Raw genomic sequence first — 17,799 nt, forward strand, 5'->3', positions numbered from 1 at the left:
TATAACCGGGCTTTCATTGAAAAGCCCCCAAACGATCAGGCTCGTTTGGAGGTTTTGATTACATGCAGATGGCTGCCCAGACGGTTAATCTGCCATGCCGGCCGCCACGCTGCCCTCGGAGCTTTGCTGTTCAATTGTACGCTGGCGATCCCTCTCAAGGATGGGTTTCAGGTAGTGGCCGGTGTAAGAGCCTTTCACCTTGACTACAGCCTCCGGCGAACCGGTTGCTACGATCGTTCCGCCGCCGCTGCCACCTTCCGGACCAAGATCAATCAGATAATCCGCTGTCTTAATGACATCCAGATTGTGTTCAATTACAAGCACGGATTCGCCGGAGTCCACTAGCCTGTGCAGTACGATAAGCAGCCGGTCAATATCATCCACATGAAGGCCGGTAGTAGGCTCATCGAGAATATACAGCGTCTTCCCCGTACTGCGGCGGTACAGCTCCGCTGCCAGCTTCACACGCTGTGCTTCTCCTCCGGACAGTGTCGTGGCAGGTTGTCCAAGGTCCATATAGCCGAGGCCGACATCCAGCAGCGTCTGGAGCTTGCGGTGGATTTTCGGAATGTTTTTGAAAAACTCGCAGGAATCCTCGATCGTTAATTTCAGCACTTCCGCAATGCTTTTCCCTTTGTATTTCACTTCCAGCGTTTCGCGGTTGTAGCGTTTGCCCTTGCAAATCTCACAAGGAACATAGACATCCGGCAGGAAATGCATCTCGATCTTGATAATGCCGTCTCCGCGGCAGGCTTCGCAGCGCCCGCCCTTGACGTTGAAGCTGAAACGCCCCTTCTTATAGCCGCGCACCTTCGATTCGGTCGTCGAGGCATAAACATCGCGAATGTCATCGAATACGCCGGTATAGGTCGCCGGATTGGATCTTGGCGTACGCCCGATGGGAGATTGGTCGATATCGATAACCTTCTCGATATGCTCGAGACCCCGGATTTCCTTGTGCTGGCCAGGACGCGTCTTGGCTTTGTTCAGATCACGGGCAAGTGTTTTATAGAGAATTTCGTTAATCAGAGTCGATTTGCCCGATCCCGATACCCCGGTTACGGCGGAGAAGACACCCAGAGGAATTTTGACATTGACCCCCCTCAGGTTATTTTCTTTGGCGCCGCGGATTTCCAGCCACTTGTCACTGGTCTCGCGTCTCGACATGGGGACAGGGATAAATTTGCGACCGCTGAGATAGGCGCCGGTAAGTGAATTCTCGTCATCCATGACCTCCTGAGGCGTGCCCATGGACACAACCTTGCCGCCGTGGATGCCCGCGCCAGGCCCGATATCGATAATATAATCGGAGGCGAGCATAGTATCCTCGTCATGCTCGACCACAATAAGCGTATTGCCAAGATTACGCATATGCTCCAGCGTCTTGATCAGCTTATCGTTATCCCGCTGATGCAATCCGATACTCGGCTCATCCAGGATGTAGAGCACACCCATCAGGCTAGAGCCAATCTGCGTCGCCAGCCGGATCCGCTGGGCTTCTCCGCCTGAGAGGGAACCTGCCGCCCGGCTGAGCGTCAGGTATTCCAGTCCCACATTAACCAGAAAGCCCAGCCGGCTGTTGATTTCTCTTAATATGAGATGGGCGATCGTCCTGTCCTTCTCGTTGAGGTTGAGCGAGTCGAAGAAGCGCTGCGCCTCGCCGATGGATAAAGAGGTGACGTGGGCGATGTTCTCACTGTCGATAGTGACAGCCAGACTCTCTTTGCGAAGCCGCTTGCCTTTGCAGCTGCCGCAGGGCTTTGCGCTCATATATTGCTCAATATGCTCCCGGATGCCGTCGGAACCGGTCTCCCGGTACCGGCGCTCCAGGTTATTGACAATCCCTTCAAAAGGGACAAAAGCTTCCTTGGCATGGCCAAAGTCATTTTGATAACGGAAGCGGACTTTCTCGCCGCCTGTTCCATATAACAGCTTCTTCATCTGCTCAGCCGTCAGCTCGCTTACCGGAATATCCCGCTTAATTCCATAGTGCTGACAGACCGAATCAAGAAACTGGGGATAATAATTGGAGGTGCTTCCCGCCCATGCCTCGAATGCGCCATCGGCAATCGATTTGTGCGGATGCGGGACAAGCAGATCCGGATCCACGATCATCTTGGCACCGAGTCCGTCACATTCCGGGCAGGCGCCATAAGGACTGTTGAAGGAAAACATCCGCGGCGCCAATTCATCAATGCTGAACCCGCAAATCGGGCAAGCCAGGTTGGAGCTGAAGAGCAGCTCTTCCTTCTCCATCACATCCACTATCACCTGGCCGTCCGAAAGTTTGAGGGCCGTCTCCAGTGAATCGGCAAGACGGGTATGAACGTCTTCCTTCACCACAATCCGGTCCACGACAACCTCGATGCTGTGCTTCTTGTTCTTCTCGAGTTCGATCTTCTCGCTGAGCTCGCGCAGTTCGCCATTGACCCGAACCCGTACGAAGCCCTGCTTCTGAACATCAGCGAGCAGCTTGGTATGCTCCCCTTTACGGCCAGAAATAAGCGGTGCCAGGATCTGGAGCCTCGTCCGTTCCGGATATTCCATTATTCGGTCCACCATCTGCTCGACAGTCTGCGAAGTAATTTGGATTCCGTGATCCGGGCAATGAGGCTTGCCTACACGCGCGAACAAAAGTCGCAGGTAGTCATAGATCTCCGTAACGGTACCAACAGTTGAGCGGGGATTGCGGCTCGTCGTCTTCTGGTCGATTGAGATAGCCGGGGATAACCCCTCGATGGAATCGACATCCGGCTTTTCCATTTGACCAAGGAATTGGCGGGCATAAGCGGACAGCGATTCAACATAGCGGCGCTGTCCCTCGGCGTAGATCGTATCGAAGGCGAGCGATGATTTGCCGGAGCCGCTCAATCCGGTCAGAACGACGAATTTATCGCGGGGAATGGTAACATCGATATTTTTGAGATTATGGGCTCTTGCCCCTTTAATGACGATGGAATCGCTGGCCACTTTATTGCTCCTTCCAAATTGTATGAATATATTTCTTTTATCCAGTTTGCTTATATGCTTATCCCGCTTCCGCTTTAAGCTCCAGCAGGGCATCACGAAGCTCGGCGGCTCGCTCGAACTGCAAGCTCTTCGCCGCATCCTTCATCTCTGCCTCCAGACGCTGGATAAGCGACTGGCGGTCCTTCTTGGACATTTTGTTCGCACCGATGCCTGTCAAATAATCGCTCTTCTCCTCGGCAACCTTCGTTGCCTCGATGACAGCGCGAATCTTCTTTTGAATGGTCAGTGGAGTCACGCCATGTTTCTCGTTATATGCGATCTGGATGGTACGTCGGCGCTCAGTCTCGCGTATGGCAAGCTCCATGGAATTGGTGATCTTGTCGCCATACAGGATAACCCGACCGTCGGAATTACGCGCCGCCCGTCCGATTGTCTGGATCAGCGAACGCTCCGACCGCAGGAAGCCTTCTTTGTCCGCATCCAATATCGCAACCAGAGATACTTCCGGCAGATCCAGACCTTCCCGAAGAAGGTTGATTCCCACCAGAACATGGAAGGTCCCCATCCGCAAATCCCGCAGTATGGCCATCCGCTCCAAAGTCTTGATGTCGGAATGAAGATAACGCACCTTGATGCCTACTTCCTTCAGATAATCAGTCAAATCCTCCGACATCTTCTTGGTCAGAGTCGTCACCAGAACACGCTCATCCTTGGCGATCCGGTCCCGTATCTCTGTCAGCAGATCATCGATCTGTCCTTTGGTCGGACGCACTTCTATAACAGGGTCCAGCAGGCCGGTAGGTCTTATAATCTGCTGCACCATCTCCGGACAAAGCTCCAATTCATAAGGTCCCGGCGTCGCCGAGACAAAGATGGTCTGCCTGCTCTTCTCCTCGAATTCCTCAAACCGCAGCGGCCGGTTGTCCATTGCCGACGGCAGACGGAAGCCATGGTTGACCAGCACCTCTTTACGAGCCCTGTCTCCATTATACATCGCCCGGATTTGCGGAATTGTTGCATGCGACTCATCGATGACTATGAGCATATCGTCCGGGAAATAATCCATCAAGGTGTACGGGGTGGCCCCGCGTTCGCGGAATGTCAGCGGACCTGAATAGTTCTCGATGCCTGAGCAGAAGCCCATCTCCTGCATCATTTCCAGATCATAGCGTGTCCGCTGCTCCAGCCGCTGCGCTTCCAGCAGCTTATCCTGACTGCGAAGTTCGGCCAGCCGCTCTTCCAATTCGGCTTCGATATGAATGAGCGCGATTTTCATTTTCTCCTCGTGGGTAACGAAGTGAGAGGCCGGAAAAATTGCAACATGATCGCGTTCTCCGACAATCTCGCCGGTCAGTACATCGATCTCGGTTATCCGCTCGATCTCGTCTCCGAACAGCTCGACGCGCATTGCCCGCTCATTATTGGCCACCGGGAAAATCTCCACGATGTCGCCGCGCACACGGAATGTTCCCCGCACAAAGTTGATATCATTGCGCTGGTATTGAATATCGACAAGCTTATGCAGGATTTGATCCCGCGACTTCTCCATTCCCTTGCGCAGGCTGAGAACCAGACTGCCGTATTCCGTCGGAGAACCCAGACCGTAAATGCACGAAACGCTCGCTACGACAATGACGTCCCGACGCTCAAACAGCGAGCTCGTCGCCGAGTGGCGAAGCTTATCGATCTCATCGTTAATGCTGGAATCCTTCTCGATATACGTATCGGATGACGGGATATACGCTTCCGGCTGGAAATAATCGTAGTAGCTGACGAAATAAGAAACCGCATTATTCGGGAAAAATTCCTGAAACTCGCTGCACAGCTGGGCTGCGAGAGTCTTGTTGTGCGCAATAACAAGCGTCGGCCGGTTAAGCTGCGCAATCGTGTTCGCAATGGTATAGGTTTTCCCCGTGCCCGTTGCTCCCAGCAAGGTCTGGTGCATCTTGCCTTCCTTGATTCCCTCCAAAAGCTGGCGGATTGCCTCCGGCTGATCGCCCTGGGGCGTGTATTCCGACTGCAAATCAAACAGTTTCGGCTCCGTTATTTTCTCAACCATGTCTTTATACACCTCAATTCAATGGTATCTATGAAGAAAGACCTATTAAAATGTATGCCCATATTTCCCGATAAAATAGACAGAACTGGCTAATGTTTCATATTTGCTATTTATGAATGAACGCGTGGCGGCTTCTGACCGCTGCGGGGAAAATCATAAGAATATGTGTTCCCATTTATTATAACGACTTTGGGTGCCGGTTGCAATCGGTGGATCTTGACAAACAACCGCCGGCAAGGAAGTAAATGTTGTCAACCTTGGAGATGGAGTGTGAAGCAATCAAATGGATTTAGCTACGGTCATAGGACTCATCGCGGGATTATGCGCTTTATTTTTCGGTTTTATCTGGGAAGGCGGACATGCGGCCAGCCTTTTTGAGAAAACGGCCATCCTTATTGTGTTCGGCGGAACCTTCGCCGCTACTGCCGTCAGTTTCCCGCTTTCCAAGCTCAAACGCATACCGGGCGCGCTCAGGCACGCGTTCCGTAAAGCGGATATTGACCCGCAATCGATGATTGACCGGATCGTCGACATGGCAACGGTAGCCCGCCGCGAGGGTGTGCTGGCGCTTGAGAATGAGGCAAATGAGCTGGAAGAGCCATTTTTGCGCAACGGCCTTCTCATGGTGGTCGACGGCACGGATCCGGAGCTGACGAATCAAATTCTGGAGCTGGAGATTAATGCGGTGGAGCGCGAACGCGAGCAGCAGGCCAAAATCTTCGAAACGGCGGGAGGCTTCGCCCCGACCATGGGGATCATCGGAACAGTCATGGGCCTTATCCACGTGCTGAGCAATCTGTCCGATCCCAGCTCGCTCGGCCCCTCCATCGCCGTTGCGTTCACGGCTACTCTGTACGGCGTTGCAAGTGCCAACCTGATTTATTTACCTCTGGCTACGAAAATTAAAACGAATACCCATGAGCGAATCCAGCTGATGGAGCTTATGCTCGAAGGCGTACTGGCGCTTCAGGCGGGCGAAAACCCGCAGCTTATCCGAAAGAAGCTGAATTCCTTTATGCTGCTTGAACCGGAAGATCAGCGGGCAAAGAGGGTGGAAGACAATGCGTCGGCGGAGTAGAAGAAAAAAGGGTGAGGCACCGGAGAATCATGAGAGATGGCTTATTACCTACGCTGATTTGATCACGCTGTTGATGATTTTTTTCGTCATCCTGTACTCCATGAGCCGTATCGACATAGCAAAATATGAAGTTCTGTCCCAAGCCCTCCAGCTGGAGTTCCTCAAATCCGATACAATATTGGAAATGGGCTCAGGCATTACAGGCGGCCTGCAGACGGCGCAGCAGCCCAAACCCGCGGAAACCTCAGAAAAGGTGGATACACCCGACAAGGAGACGCTCAAGGAGCAGCAAAAGAAATTAATGGAGCAGGAGCTGCAGGAGCTGCTGAAGATCGTCCAGTCCTATATCAAGCAAAATCATCTGGAAACCAAGGTCTTCGTTGCGGATACGCCCGAAGGGATTAACATCCGGCTGTCCGATCAGTTTCTGTTCGACCTGGGAAAAGCGGATTTGAAAACCAGCGCTAACCCCGTGCTTGGCAAATTGGCCAGTCTGTTCGAAAAGCTGGATAATATTATCAGCATTGAAGGCCATACCGACGACTTGCCCATTCAGACAGGGGGCACGTTCCAGGATAACTGGGGGCTCTCGGCGGGAAGGTCGCTGTCGGTGCTCCGCTATTTTGTCGACACCGCCAAAATCGATCCAAAAAAATTCAAGATCGCGGGCTACGCGGACACGCGTCCTATCGTGCCGAACAACTCCAATGCGAACAGACAAAAAAACCGTCGCGTAGAAATTACGGTACTGCGGAATTTAGGCTAGCAGTCATAATAAACACCAATATAGGCAAGCGAGAGAAAACGTTCATGCCCCGCTTCAGCGCTGAGATGGTTTCTTCTTGCCGAAGACTTGGGTAGAACCCAGCCATCTACCGCCGATCGGCGTGTGCCCCTTCGGTGAAGCAGGCTTCATCCTCTTGTTAAATATAAGCTGTATAAAGGTTTAATATACTTAAGTATCCTAATAAATCCCCGCTTTCAGCTCGATTTTGAACTGAAACGGGGATTTTTGTCATCACTGATCACTGGAAGAACACTTACAACGAGGTTGATGAGGATTCCCGCTGCCGGGCGGCCCGCCTATGGCTGATTAATTCAAACAACGATGCGGGTCCAGGCGCTGCAAATTGGTCCGCCTTGTCATCGGGAGCCAGCACGACGCCAAGCTGATGATGCTCTCCGGCATAACGCGCCCGCTGCACGAATTTGATTTGACCCTCGTGATTGAGCACCTCCAGCTTGCAAAAGGCCGAGTTGATATGCAGCGCGGCATAAAGCTCGCTCTTCGTACGGACACGAACGCCGTTGACCTTCTGCAGCACCTCGCCGGCTTCAATGCCAAGCGTGTGCGCCGGTGTTCCAGGAATAACCGCCAGCACGCGCAGTCCCTGCTCGTCATGTACGTAGAACGGGCTGTTAGCCGCTTCACGCACCCTCCCGGCGATAATCAGCGCCTCATGAAGCAGCAAGGCGCATATGGCTGCTGCAAGCGTCAGCGGGGACCAGTAGACGGACACAAGCGCCGCGGCTGCGAGAATCAAACCGTACACCAGCAGACCCTGCGAGGTGCTGCGGGCTTTGGCCTCCGGCAGGAGCGTCCGCGTCAGCTCCGAGAACCCGATCATCATTGGAAAACCGATCATCGTGAAGCCTCCGCTCCACATGGAGGTATCGGCAAGCAGCGTTTGCCACGGGAGCAGGATATCACCGGAACCGCCCGAAACTGCCGGAACAAGCATCAGCATCGGAACCGGCCAGTACCCCTGAAGGGCGTATGCTCCGACGATTTTGCCGCGCTTGCCTTCCAGGAACAGGGGACTCGCGAATTTGGCTCCCTGTTTGCGGACAAGCAGCGCCTCCGCCAAATGCATCAGCGCGACAAGCAGTAGCAGGCCAGGGATGTCCAGACCGTCCAGCGAAGCCGCTGCGCGGCCCATCCAGTCACTTCGCTCTGCGATAGCAGTCCAGCCGACCGTCCATTGCAGTATGCCAAGAAGGCCAACACTGTAGGCAAAGCACAAAAAACGGATACGGATAACCGCCAGCACCACAGCAGCACCCCACATCCAAAGCACAGCTTCGCCTGTAATGGCGATACCCAGAAACAGACCTATGCATGACAGAAGCACCCCGACGATCAATCCCGCCAGCATCGTGCGGCCCAGCTGCCCCGGCCAGGCATGTAGACGGACATGGAACAGTTTCCGCTCAAGCCGGGTTTGCCGCATATATTGAAGCATGATCAGAATCACAGAAATATAATAAAAAGGGGACAACAACAGCTGAACTGCAGCTGACCCCGCCTGCCGGAGCATTTCCAACAATACATCCACAGCTTCAACTCCCTTATCGAGATAGTGATGCCTTTTAAATGCCATAAGGTCAAAAAAAGAAGGCTAAAGCTGCCGGCAACACTCGCAGCTTCAACCTTCTACAATTTCGACGCCCCCATGCAAAATCCTGCCTGCTTTTTAAGGGGTTATATCCAGCTTGCTTTTCAAGACCTCTACCGCCTTCAGCAGCTGTGTATCATTGTTGTCTTCCCGAACGCGCTCAATGAGCTTTTCTTCCAGCTTCTCCGCTGTTGTTTTGTCGACTTTTCCTGTGACCGGCAATCCGGTCTGCTGCTGGAAAGCCTTGACGCTCTTCTCCGTCACTTCGCTGAAATAACCATCCTTGCGGTCTGTTTCATAACCGAGCCCGGCAAGCATGATCTGCAGGCTCTTGATATCTTCATCAATGGTATCACGGGTAAGCGTCTTGGTCTTCGATAGCCGGGCAACGGTGTAGTAATCCGGAGGCAGTACTTCCACGTCGGGCTTCAGCCCCTTCTCATGCACCCAGTTGCCAAGCGGCGTCAACCATTTGGCGATTGTCATTTTGACCAGACCGCCATCATCCAGCACTTTATCATAGCTCACCTGAACGGTTCCCTTGCCGAAAGAGGTTTGCCCGACAAGCACCGCATTTCCTTCTTCCTTCAAAGCGCCCGCAAGCACCTCGGAGGCGCTTGCGCTGCCTTTATTCATCAGCACCGTGATTGGATAGGATTTGCCTCCGCCCTTGGACAAGGTCTGCTCGCGTTTGCCGCCTCGGTCTTCGACCTGCACGATAGGCTTGCCTTTGGGGACAAACGGCTGGGCAACCGATACGACGACTGGAAGGACACCGCCGGGATTATCGCGAACATCGATGACAAGTCCTTTCATCCCCAGCTTCTCCAGCCGGTCCAGCTCTTCAATGAACCGCTCGCCCGTATTAAGCGAGAACTGGCGAATTTCAATGACGCCGATGCCGTCGCTGCGCAGATTCGCAAATACCGTCTCAAAATCAACATCGTCCCGGACGATCGTCAAATGAATCGGATTCGCCACCCCGGGGCGCTGGATGCCCAGCTTCACCTTCGACCCTTTGGGACCGCGGATCTTGGCCACCGCATCGCTGAGAGAAAGTCCCTCAAGTTTATCCTCATTCACGCTCAGCAGCACATCGCCCGCAAGCACGCCGGCACGCTGGGCCGGAGAGTCCTTAATCGCCGATTCCACAGTGATCTTGCCGTCCTTCATCGTCACGCTGGCTCCGACGCCAGTGAACGAGCCCTCAATGGATTCGGAAAATTGATCTGCGGTCTGCTTCTCCATATATACGGAATAGGGATCGTCAAGCGCCTCCATCATCCCGTTAATGGCACCGTCCAGCACTTTCGTCCGGTCGACCTCACGGAAATATTTGGTCTCGATCAGCTCCATCACCGTGTTCAGCTTGCCCAGCTCCTTCTCGCTGAGGTCATCCTGCCCCGGCGAATTCGAAGCGGAGCCTGCCGCCACTCCCCCGCTGCCAAGCGCAATCCAACGGTCGGCAAGCGTCAACGTAACGAGCACCGACGCCACCATCGTCAGCAATATGAATGCCGCCACTGTACGACCTTTGAAATGCATGTTTCCTCACCTCATTAAATGTTTGCGTTTCGCACAACGAGCCGTAAGGCTGGCATATGTATCCGATTGCAACCTTCCTAGTATATGACAAGCCGCACCCAATTATTTGCATAAACGGGTACGGCATCATAAAAAGCACGGGTTCGCTGCGCTGTATGCGGTTATTTCAAGTAAGGCGCCGGGTTCACCGGCACTTCATTCTTGCGCACTTCAAAATGCAGATGGTTGCCGGTGGAATCGCCGGTACTGCCCACTTCCGCGATTTTTTGCCCGCGCTTGACGGTTTGACCTTTCTCCACCTTGATGCCGCCATTGCGGATATGCCCGTAGACGGTCCAAAGTCCCCCTCCATGATCAATGATGACACAGTTCCCGTAGCCGCTCCACCACTGCGCAACCAGTACGACTCCGGATTCCGCCGCGTATATCGGAGTGCCGCTTCCCACCGCCATATCCATTCCGGCATGAAGCTTCTTCACCCCCGTGATGGGATGGATGCGGTAGCCGAACGGGGATGACAAGCGGTATTCCGCCCGCAGCGGCATCCCAAGCTTGCCGCCGGTATAGTAGGTCTTGAGAGACTTTTTCTTTTTCTCGAGATCAGACGCTTTCTTGGCCAGATCAATCAGCAGCTTTTCCTGCTCTGCGCTGATTTCCTCGGATTCCTCGGCCTGGTCTTTATACTTGAGAATCATGACTTCCTTCTGGCTTTCCTTGTCCTTCAGCAGCTCGTTGTAATCGTCAAGCTTCGCATACATGACCTTGACATCCGCAAGCGATTTCTCAATTCCCTGCTTCTGCTGCGTAATCAGTTCCTTGTCTTTCTTGTGGCCCTCCAGAATTTCCTGGTCCTGGCCCAGAATTGACTTGAGCGAGTCAAAGCGGTCAATGAAGTCACTGAAATCCGTGGAGCTCATCAGCACATCCAGATAAGAAACAACACCATCCGTATACATTAGACGAATGCGGGATTGCAGCAGCTTGTCCCGGGATTTGATCCGGTCTTCCGTAGCCTGAAGCTCCTCCCCCGCCTTCAACAATTTCTCTTCCGCTGTATCGATTTGCGTTTGAACAGAGTTCATCTGGGTTCCAACATCGTTCAGCTGCGCTATGATTTCATTAACTGTTTTAGCGGTCTCTTCCTTCATTGTAAGCGCGTATTGCTTGTTCTCGTCCGCTTTTTTGCGATTCTCGGCGGCGGCATTCATTTCCTTGCGAACCTTATCCAGCTCGCTGTTAATCTTGTCTACCTGTGATGCAGCTTCTCCGCCGAAGGGTTGAAAGATGTAAACTGCGAATACGACTGCGGCTAGGAGGGCAAGTCCTTTTTTCACGTCTACCTTCACCTACACTTTCAAGTATCTTCTTACCGATAATGTGCTGCCCCAGATGCCAATTAGTGTTCCAAGCCCGAGAAGCAGACCCGCAACCAGCCAACCGGCGTCCTTCAGGGTAATCAGCTTGATCATCATAAGTCCCAGCTCGACCTCGGACACTTGCACAAGCCTTGAATAACCAAACAGCAGGATCGCAATCGTGATGCTCGAACCGATGACTCCGATCAATGTGCCTTCAATAAAAAACGGCCAGCGGATAAAGTTATTGGTTGCTCCGACAAGCTTCATAATTCCGATTTCACGCCTGCGTGCAAGAATAGTCATCTTGATGGTATTGGAGATCAGGAACATCGCCGTAACAGCAAGACCGATCACGATAACAAGCCCGATGTTGCGGACGGCGTTCGTAATTCTAAACAGCGTTTCTACAGTACCTTTGCCGTAATTCACGCTGGTAAAGGGATTCGATTCATCGGCCATGCCGATCGCTTCGATTTTTTTGGACACAAACGCGATGGTCTGTGGCTCGTATACATCAACCGTAAACTTGTCGGGAAGGGGATTATTGTCCTTGTCATAGCCATCCAGTATCTGGGAAGCATCCTCGCCGAGGTTCTTGCGCATCAGCTCAAGACCCTTCTCCTTGGATACAAACTCCACCTTGCTCACTTCCGGAATGTTCCCGATCGCTGTCTTGAGTTCATCGATCTTGGCCTGGTCCGTATCCAGCTGCAGGTATACCTGCACCTGAACCTGACTTTCAAACTGGTCAGCCAGATTATTCACATTCAGCGCCAGCAGCAGGAAGACACCGAGGATAAACAGCGAAATAACGATCGAGCTGATGGAGGCAAACGTCATCCAGCCGTTGCGGATCACGTTCTTCAGACCTTCGCGGATATGCCGGAGAAAAGTGCTAAATTTCATAGCCGTATTCTCCTCTCGCCTGATCGCGGGCAATGGTGCCATGCTCAATGGCGATCACCCGTTTACGAAGCGTGTTGACGATTTCCTTGTTATGCGTAGCCATGACAATCGTCGTTCCGCGGAAATTGATTTCCTCCAGGAGATTCATAATGCCCCATGAAGTCTCGGGATCAAGGTTGCCGGTCGGTTCGTCCGCGACAATGACCGCCGGATTGTTCACGATGGCGCGGGCGATGGCCACCCGCTGCTGCTCGCCGCCGGATAGCTGCTGCGGCAGGCTGTTCTGCTTGTTTTTGAGCCCTACGAGCTCCAACACCTCGGATGTCCTTTTCCTGATGACGCGTCTTGGGGCTTCTATAACTTCCATTGCGAAGGCGATGTTCTCATAAGCCGACAAATTAGGGAGCAGCCGGAAGTCTTGAAAGATGACGCCTATGTTCCGGCGCACGAAAGGAATTTTACGAGGCTTCAGCTTGCCGATGTTAAAGCCATTGACCGAGATCTGCCCTTTAGTCGGTATTTCCTCACGGTAAATCAGCTTCATGAAGGTTGATTTCCCCGCTCCGGACGGCCCGACCAGGTAAACAAATTCATTGCGGTCTATGAGAACAGAAACGCCGCGCAGCGCATGAGTGCCGTCTGCGTACGTCTTCCAAATGTCTTGCAATTCGATCACATTATCACATCCTGTAGATATTCAGCTTATAGGATTTCGACACGTTTGCTTCAAATCCTCTATGATTGTCCTGTTTTTCTGCATTTTTCCTATATTTCATAATTCATTAGCCTGCGGCTTTCGACCAAATAATTACATCTCATTCGACATTAAAAAGGAAAAACCTGCCTTCTGCCAGGTGGTTATTGGCGTTATACAATTTGTCTGCTCCCTTTGGCTTTCGGAAAACCCGAGGAAAGAAGCGCGGGTTATTCGCATATACATGTATGAATTGCAGACCTGGGGTGATTGTGGATATGAAGAAACTGCATTTGGCCTTGATCCTTGCCTCTGCCCTGTTGCTTGTATGCTCCGCCGGGTGGGGCTACCTGTGGATTTATGCTTCCAGAGATACCGTTCCCGGCGGTGTTATTCTGATTGGACATGATCCAGGGACAACGAAGACGGCAGACGGGGCAATCGTTCTGAAGAATACCGAAACCGTTGATCTCGGCGGACTGAACATCGATACGGCCCTTCAGGAATTGGACAACAGACTGAACAACGTTATGAGCCTTCCTCTGCGCATCGAGGCCAATGAATCCGGGCAGCAGCAGCGCATCTGGACTTTGGCCGACATGGGCGTGGTCGTCGATTTGGGGGAAGCCAAACAAGCTCTCATGAAGCTGCACGAGGGCAGCATCTGGGAGAGGGCGAAGTTCAGGTGGCATTTTCCCAAGGAGCTGACCGGGCAGCTCAGCTGGAATAAAACCGTATTTATGAAAAAGATCCGCGGGCAGTGGGGATGGCTGGACGCCAATGAACCGGCCAATGCCAAGCGGAACATTACAAACGATGATAAAGTGGTGTATCAGCCCCATTCCAACGCGTACCGGCTGGATACGGAGAAGCTGTTCGCACAGGCGCAGAAGGCAGTAGAGGAACTCCTCGCCAAAGATTGGAAAAATCGTCTGAAGGCTGGTCCTGATTCGGACAAGGGGGGGCCGGAAGGCAGCGGAGGGGCCGATGCCAATGGACCCGCCGGAATTACGCTTCCGCTTGCCGTACGCGTGGTTTCCCCCAATGTGACGCTGGAACGCTTAAAGAATGAGGGAGTGGAACGGAAAATCATTTCCTTCACGACGGACTTCAGTTCAAGCGGAGCCGGCCGCGCGTTTAATGTAAGCATGACCGCCAAGACGCTGAACGGCTGGGAGCTGGCTCCCGGCGAAGTATTCGACTATAACAAGGTCATCGCCCTGACGAGGGAGAAATATGGTTACCGGCAGGCGCCGGTCATTCTGAACGGCGAGCTGGTGCCAGGCATTGGCGGAGGGATCTGTCAGGTCTCGAGCACCCTGTACAATGCCGCCCTGCTGGCTGGCCTTGAAATGGTGGAGCGGCGAAACCACTCACTTCCTGTTTCTTATCTTCCCAAAGGACAGGACGCCACCTTTGCCGAGGGCGCAATCAATTTCCGCTTCAAAAATACGACCGGGAAGCATCTGATCATACAGACCGTTGTCGAGAACGGCCGGCTGACAGTGAAGCTGTTCGGGACCATGCCCGCAAATGTGAAATACAGCATCGATTCCAGAACCGTGAAGGTCATAGATCCGCCCGTTCGGGAGGTTCCCTCCAAGGCGGTTCCACCCGGCGGACGGCTCCTGCTTTCATCCGGCAAGTCGGGTTACATCGTAGAGACCTACCGCACTCTGACGAAGAACGGCAAGACCGTCTCGCGGGAGCGGATATCGCGGGATACATACCGGGCGCAGCCTGCCGTCTATGGCGTTTCTGCAGATAAGTCGGGAAGCGGAACTGACAATGTGCGCAAGGGCAAGCAGATTATTGAAGATGGTGTTGCGGAGTAAGAAGAACCCGCTATCGCCGTCCTATGGCGGCAAAATTAGTTTCTTCCTCAAAAATATCAGAAAAGGATGAAACATATGTTATACCTTCTGGTACTTAAAAAAGCTATCCGGGGCTTTTCTGCTTCAAGCAGAAAAATTCCCCAGATAGCTTTTGGTTAAATCTATATTCGTTGAGGCATCACTTAACGGCTGCGTTCGATATATTCGACCGTCCATGCAGCAGTTTGCTCCTGCTCGCTTTCGGCGCGTGAGATCGCCTCTTCCACCTGTGTGCGGGCAGTGCCGCCGTATACATTGCGCGCATTGACGACATTCTCCGGCTGCAGTACGTCGTAGATCCGCTCATCGAACAGCTGGGAGAACTGCTTGAACTCCTCAAGCGTCAGATCAAGCAAATACTTCTCCTGCTGGATGCAGTACAGCACAGTCTTGCCGATTACCTCATGCGCTTGACGGAACGGCAGTCCTTTGCCTACGAGGAAATCCGCAATATCCGTCGCATTGGAAAAATCCTGGTTCACGGCCTGGCGCATCCGGTCCTTGTTGACCTTCATCGTCGCAATCATCGGCGCGAACAACTGAAGCGCCCCCTGCAGGGTGCGAACCGTATCGAACATCCCTTCCTTGTCCTCCTGCATGTCCTTGTTGTACGCAAGCGGCAGTGACTTGAGCACAGTCAGCAGGCCGACCAGGTTGCCGTACACACGGCCCGTTTTGCCGCGGACCAGCTCGGGTACATCGGGATTTTTCTTCTGGGGCATAATGCTGCTCCCTGTACAGAAAGCATCGTCAAGCTCTATGAAACGAAACTCCGTGCTGGACCACAGGATGAGCTCCTCGCTAAGGCGCGAGAGATGCATCATTATAATCGAAGCATGGGATAAAAATTCCAGTATAAAGTCGCGGTCACTGACCGCATCCAGACTGTTCTCATAGACACGGTCAAACTTCAGCTGGCTGGCCACAAAATGACGGTCAATCGGAAACGTCGTCCCCGCCAGCGCCCCCGCGCCCAGCGGCAGCGTATTGATGCGTTTGTAGCTGTCCTGAAGCCGCTCGATATCCCGCCCGAACATGGAGACATAAGCCATCAAATGATGCGCGAACAGGATAGGCTGCGCCCGCTGCAAATGCGTGTAGCCGGGAACAATCGTATCCAGATTGGCTTTGGCCTGAGTGATCAACGCCGCTTGTAGCTTGCCCAGCAAATCCACGAATTCAACCACGCGCTTGCGCAGGTAAAGATGCATATCGGTAGCAACCTGATCATTCCGGCTGCGCCCGGTGTGCAGCTTGCCGCCCACTGAGCCCACATCGTCGATCAGCGTCTTCTCGATATTCATATGAATATCTTCGTCGGCAATCGAAAACTCGATATCATTGCGGCGGATGCGCTGCATGACGCGATGCAGCCCGTCCTTGATCTTCTCCACATCATCCGCAGACAGAATTCTCTGCTTGCCGAGCATCGTCACATGCGCAATACTGCCTTGAATATCCTCTTCAGCCAGCTCTTTATCGAACATGATCGACGCTGTATATTCCTCTACCAATTGGTCGGTTTTCTTGGTAAACCGGCCGCCCCACAATTTACTCACTGCTGGTACACCCCTTTATCATTTCACATCTTGCATCGCGTTCATTCCGAACACAACGCAGGCCGGACTATCGAATTGCCTGATAGTCCGACCTAAACGTGATGTTTTTCACTTATTATTGTTTCTTGCTCTGCTCCACACCGGAGGATACTTTCAGGCGCAGAGCGTTCAGACGGATAAAACCTGTTGCATCGCCTTGGTCATACGCTTTGGAAGGATCGGCTTCCATAGTGGCGATATCCGGATTATATAGGCTGACCGGGCTTTTTACACCTGCTCCGATAATATTGCCTTTATACAGCTTCAGGCGGACAACGCCGCTTACATTTTTCTGGCTCTCCGTCACGAGCGCCTGCATGGCAAGACGTTCGGGAGCGAACCAGAAGCCGTTGTAGACCAGCGTCGCGTATTTGGCAATGAGCGAATCACGCAGATGCATAACCTCGCGGTCCATCGTCAGCGATTCCATTTTGCGGTGTGCCGCAAACAGAATGGAGCCGCCCGGCGTCTCGTATACACCGCGGCTCTTCATGCCGACGAAACGGTTCTCCACCATGTCAACGCGCCCGATGCCGTGTTTGCCTCCAAGCTCATTCAGCTTCTCCATCACGGCAAGCGGACTCAATTGTTCCCCGTTGATCGCGGTGCAGCTCCCTGCATCAAATGAAAGCTCAATGTACTCGCTTTGGTCCGGCGCATCCTCAGGTGCAACGCTCAAAACAAACATATCCTTATTGGAGTCGGCGCTTGGATCGAACCACGGATCTTCCAGCAAGCCGCTTTCGAAACTGATATGCAGCAGATTGCGGTCCATCGAGTACGGTTTGGCCGCCGAGGCCTGAACCGGGATGTTATGCTTCTCGGCGTATGCGATCATCTCGGCGCGTCCCGGGAACTGTTGGCGGAATTCCTCGATGCGCCATGGCGCGATCACTTCAATATCCGGCGCAAGCGCCGCAGCCGTCAATTCGAAGCGGATCTGGTCGTTGCCTTTGCCCGTAGCGCCATGTGCGATGGCCGTAGCGCCTTCCGCACGGGCGATCTCGACCATTCTTTTGGCAATCAGCGGGCGGGCAATCGATGTGCCCAGCAGGTATTGGCCTTCATACAAAGCTCCAGCCTGGAACATCGGATAAATAAAATCCTGTGCGAACTCATCGCGCAGGTCATCGATAAAAACCTTGGAAGCTCCAGTAGCGAGCGCCTTAGCCTCCAGGCCGTCCAGCTCATCCTTTTGCCCGATATCAGCCGTAAAAGCAATAATTTCAGCATCATAGGTTTCTTTGAGCCATTTTAAGATAACGGACGTATCCAGACCGCCCGAGTATGCCAATACTATTTTGTCTTTTGCCATTGTGTA

General features: G+C 53.1%; 12 protein-coding genes. 3 read left to right on the top strand and 9 right to left on the bottom strand.

Features of this window, described 5'->3' with window-relative positions; all coding sequences use genetic code 11:
- Window positions 1-84: 84 nt before the first annotated feature.
- Both uvrA and uvrB read right to left on the bottom strand, forming a co-directional pair.
- Window positions 85-2,970 carry an excinuclease ABC subunit UvrA gene (uvrA, locus tag AC0YOA_RS23515; RefSeq protein WP_210038963.1) on the bottom strand — a complete coding sequence of 962 codons (2,886 nt, stop codon included), beginning with the start codon at window positions 2,968-2,970 and terminating at the stop codon, window positions 85-87.
- Window positions 2,971-3,028: 58 nt separating this feature from the next.
- Entirely contained in the window at window positions 3,029-5,029 is a 2,001-nt protein-coding gene (gene uvrB / locus AC0YOA_RS23520) for an excinuclease ABC subunit UvrB (RefSeq protein WP_210038964.1), read from the bottom strand.
- A gap of 283 nt (window positions 5,030-5,312) precedes the next feature.
- On the opposite strand from uvrB, the gene AC0YOA_RS23525 reads away from it, so the two are divergent.
- Window positions 5,313-6,107 carry a flagellar motor protein gene (locus tag AC0YOA_RS23525; RefSeq protein ID WP_210038965.1) on the top strand — a complete coding sequence of 265 codons (795 nt, stop codon included), beginning with the start codon at window positions 5,313-5,315 and terminating at the stop codon, window positions 6,105-6,107.
- On the top strand, window positions 6,091-6,873 hold the full coding sequence (locus tag AC0YOA_RS23530) for a flagellar motor protein MotB (protein WP_475769684.1): 783 nt from the start codon (window positions 6,091-6,093) through the stop codon (window positions 6,871-6,873). The genes AC0YOA_RS23525 and AC0YOA_RS23530 overlap by 17 nt, the downstream gene beginning before the upstream one ends.
- A 274-nt stretch (window positions 6,874-7,147) precedes the next feature.
- On the opposite strand, the gene AC0YOA_RS23535 is transcribed toward AC0YOA_RS23530, so the two are convergent.
- The 5 genes from AC0YOA_RS23535 to ftsE all read right to left on the bottom strand — a co-directional run bounded on the left by AC0YOA_RS23535 (window position 7,148) and on the right by ftsE (window position 12,988).
- A complete protein-coding gene (locus AC0YOA_RS23535) occupies window positions 7,148-8,443 on the bottom strand; it encodes a PDZ domain-containing protein (RefSeq protein ID WP_475788717.1) in 1,296 nt (431 codons plus the stop codon).
- A gap of 138 nt (window positions 8,444-8,581) precedes the next feature.
- Window positions 8,582-10,048 carry a S41 family peptidase gene (locus tag AC0YOA_RS23540; RefSeq protein WP_475788718.1) on the bottom strand — a complete coding sequence of 489 codons (1,467 nt, stop codon included), beginning with the start codon at window positions 10,046-10,048 and terminating at the stop codon, window positions 8,582-8,584.
- Window positions 10,049-10,209: 161 nt separating this feature from the next.
- Window positions 10,210-11,382 carry a murein hydrolase activator EnvC family protein gene (locus tag AC0YOA_RS23545; RefSeq protein WP_475788719.1) on the bottom strand — a complete coding sequence of 391 codons (1,173 nt, stop codon included), beginning with the start codon at window positions 11,380-11,382 and terminating at the stop codon, window positions 10,210-10,212.
- A gap of 12 nt (window positions 11,383-11,394) precedes the next feature.
- The gene (ftsX, locus tag AC0YOA_RS23550; RefSeq protein ID WP_210038970.1) at window positions 11,395-12,312 is read right to left on the bottom strand and encodes a permease-like cell division protein FtsX; all 918 of its coding nucleotides are present in this window, start codon (window positions 12,310-12,312) and stop codon (window positions 11,395-11,397) included.
- A complete protein-coding gene (gene ftsE, locus AC0YOA_RS23555; protein WP_210038971.1) occupies window positions 12,302-12,988 on the bottom strand; it encodes a cell division ATP-binding protein FtsE in 687 nt (228 codons plus the stop codon). Before ftsE ends, ftsX begins: the two co-directional genes overlap by 11 nt.
- Before the next feature lie 296 nt (window positions 12,989-13,284).
- Between ftsE and AC0YOA_RS23560 the strand changes: the two genes are divergently transcribed.
- The gene (locus tag AC0YOA_RS23560; RefSeq protein WP_475788720.1) at window positions 13,285-14,841 is read left to right on the top strand and encodes a VanW family protein; all 1,557 of its coding nucleotides are present in this window, start codon (window positions 13,285-13,287) and stop codon (window positions 14,839-14,841) included.
- 182 nt (window positions 14,842-15,023) lie between these two features.
- On the opposite strand, the gene argH is transcribed toward AC0YOA_RS23560, so the two are convergent.
- A complete protein-coding gene (argH, locus tag AC0YOA_RS23565; protein ID WP_475788721.1) occupies window positions 15,024-16,439 on the bottom strand; it encodes an argininosuccinate lyase in 1,416 nt (471 codons plus the stop codon).
- Between the two features lie 115 nt (window positions 16,440-16,554).
- Complete coding sequence (locus AC0YOA_RS23570; protein ID WP_475788722.1) at window positions 16,555-17,793, bottom strand: argininosuccinate synthase; 1,239 nt, start codon at window positions 17,791-17,793, stop codon at window positions 16,555-16,557.
- Window positions 17,794-17,799: the final 6 nt, after the last annotated feature.

The organism is Paenibacillus sp. JT22N12 (assembly GCF_056269365.1).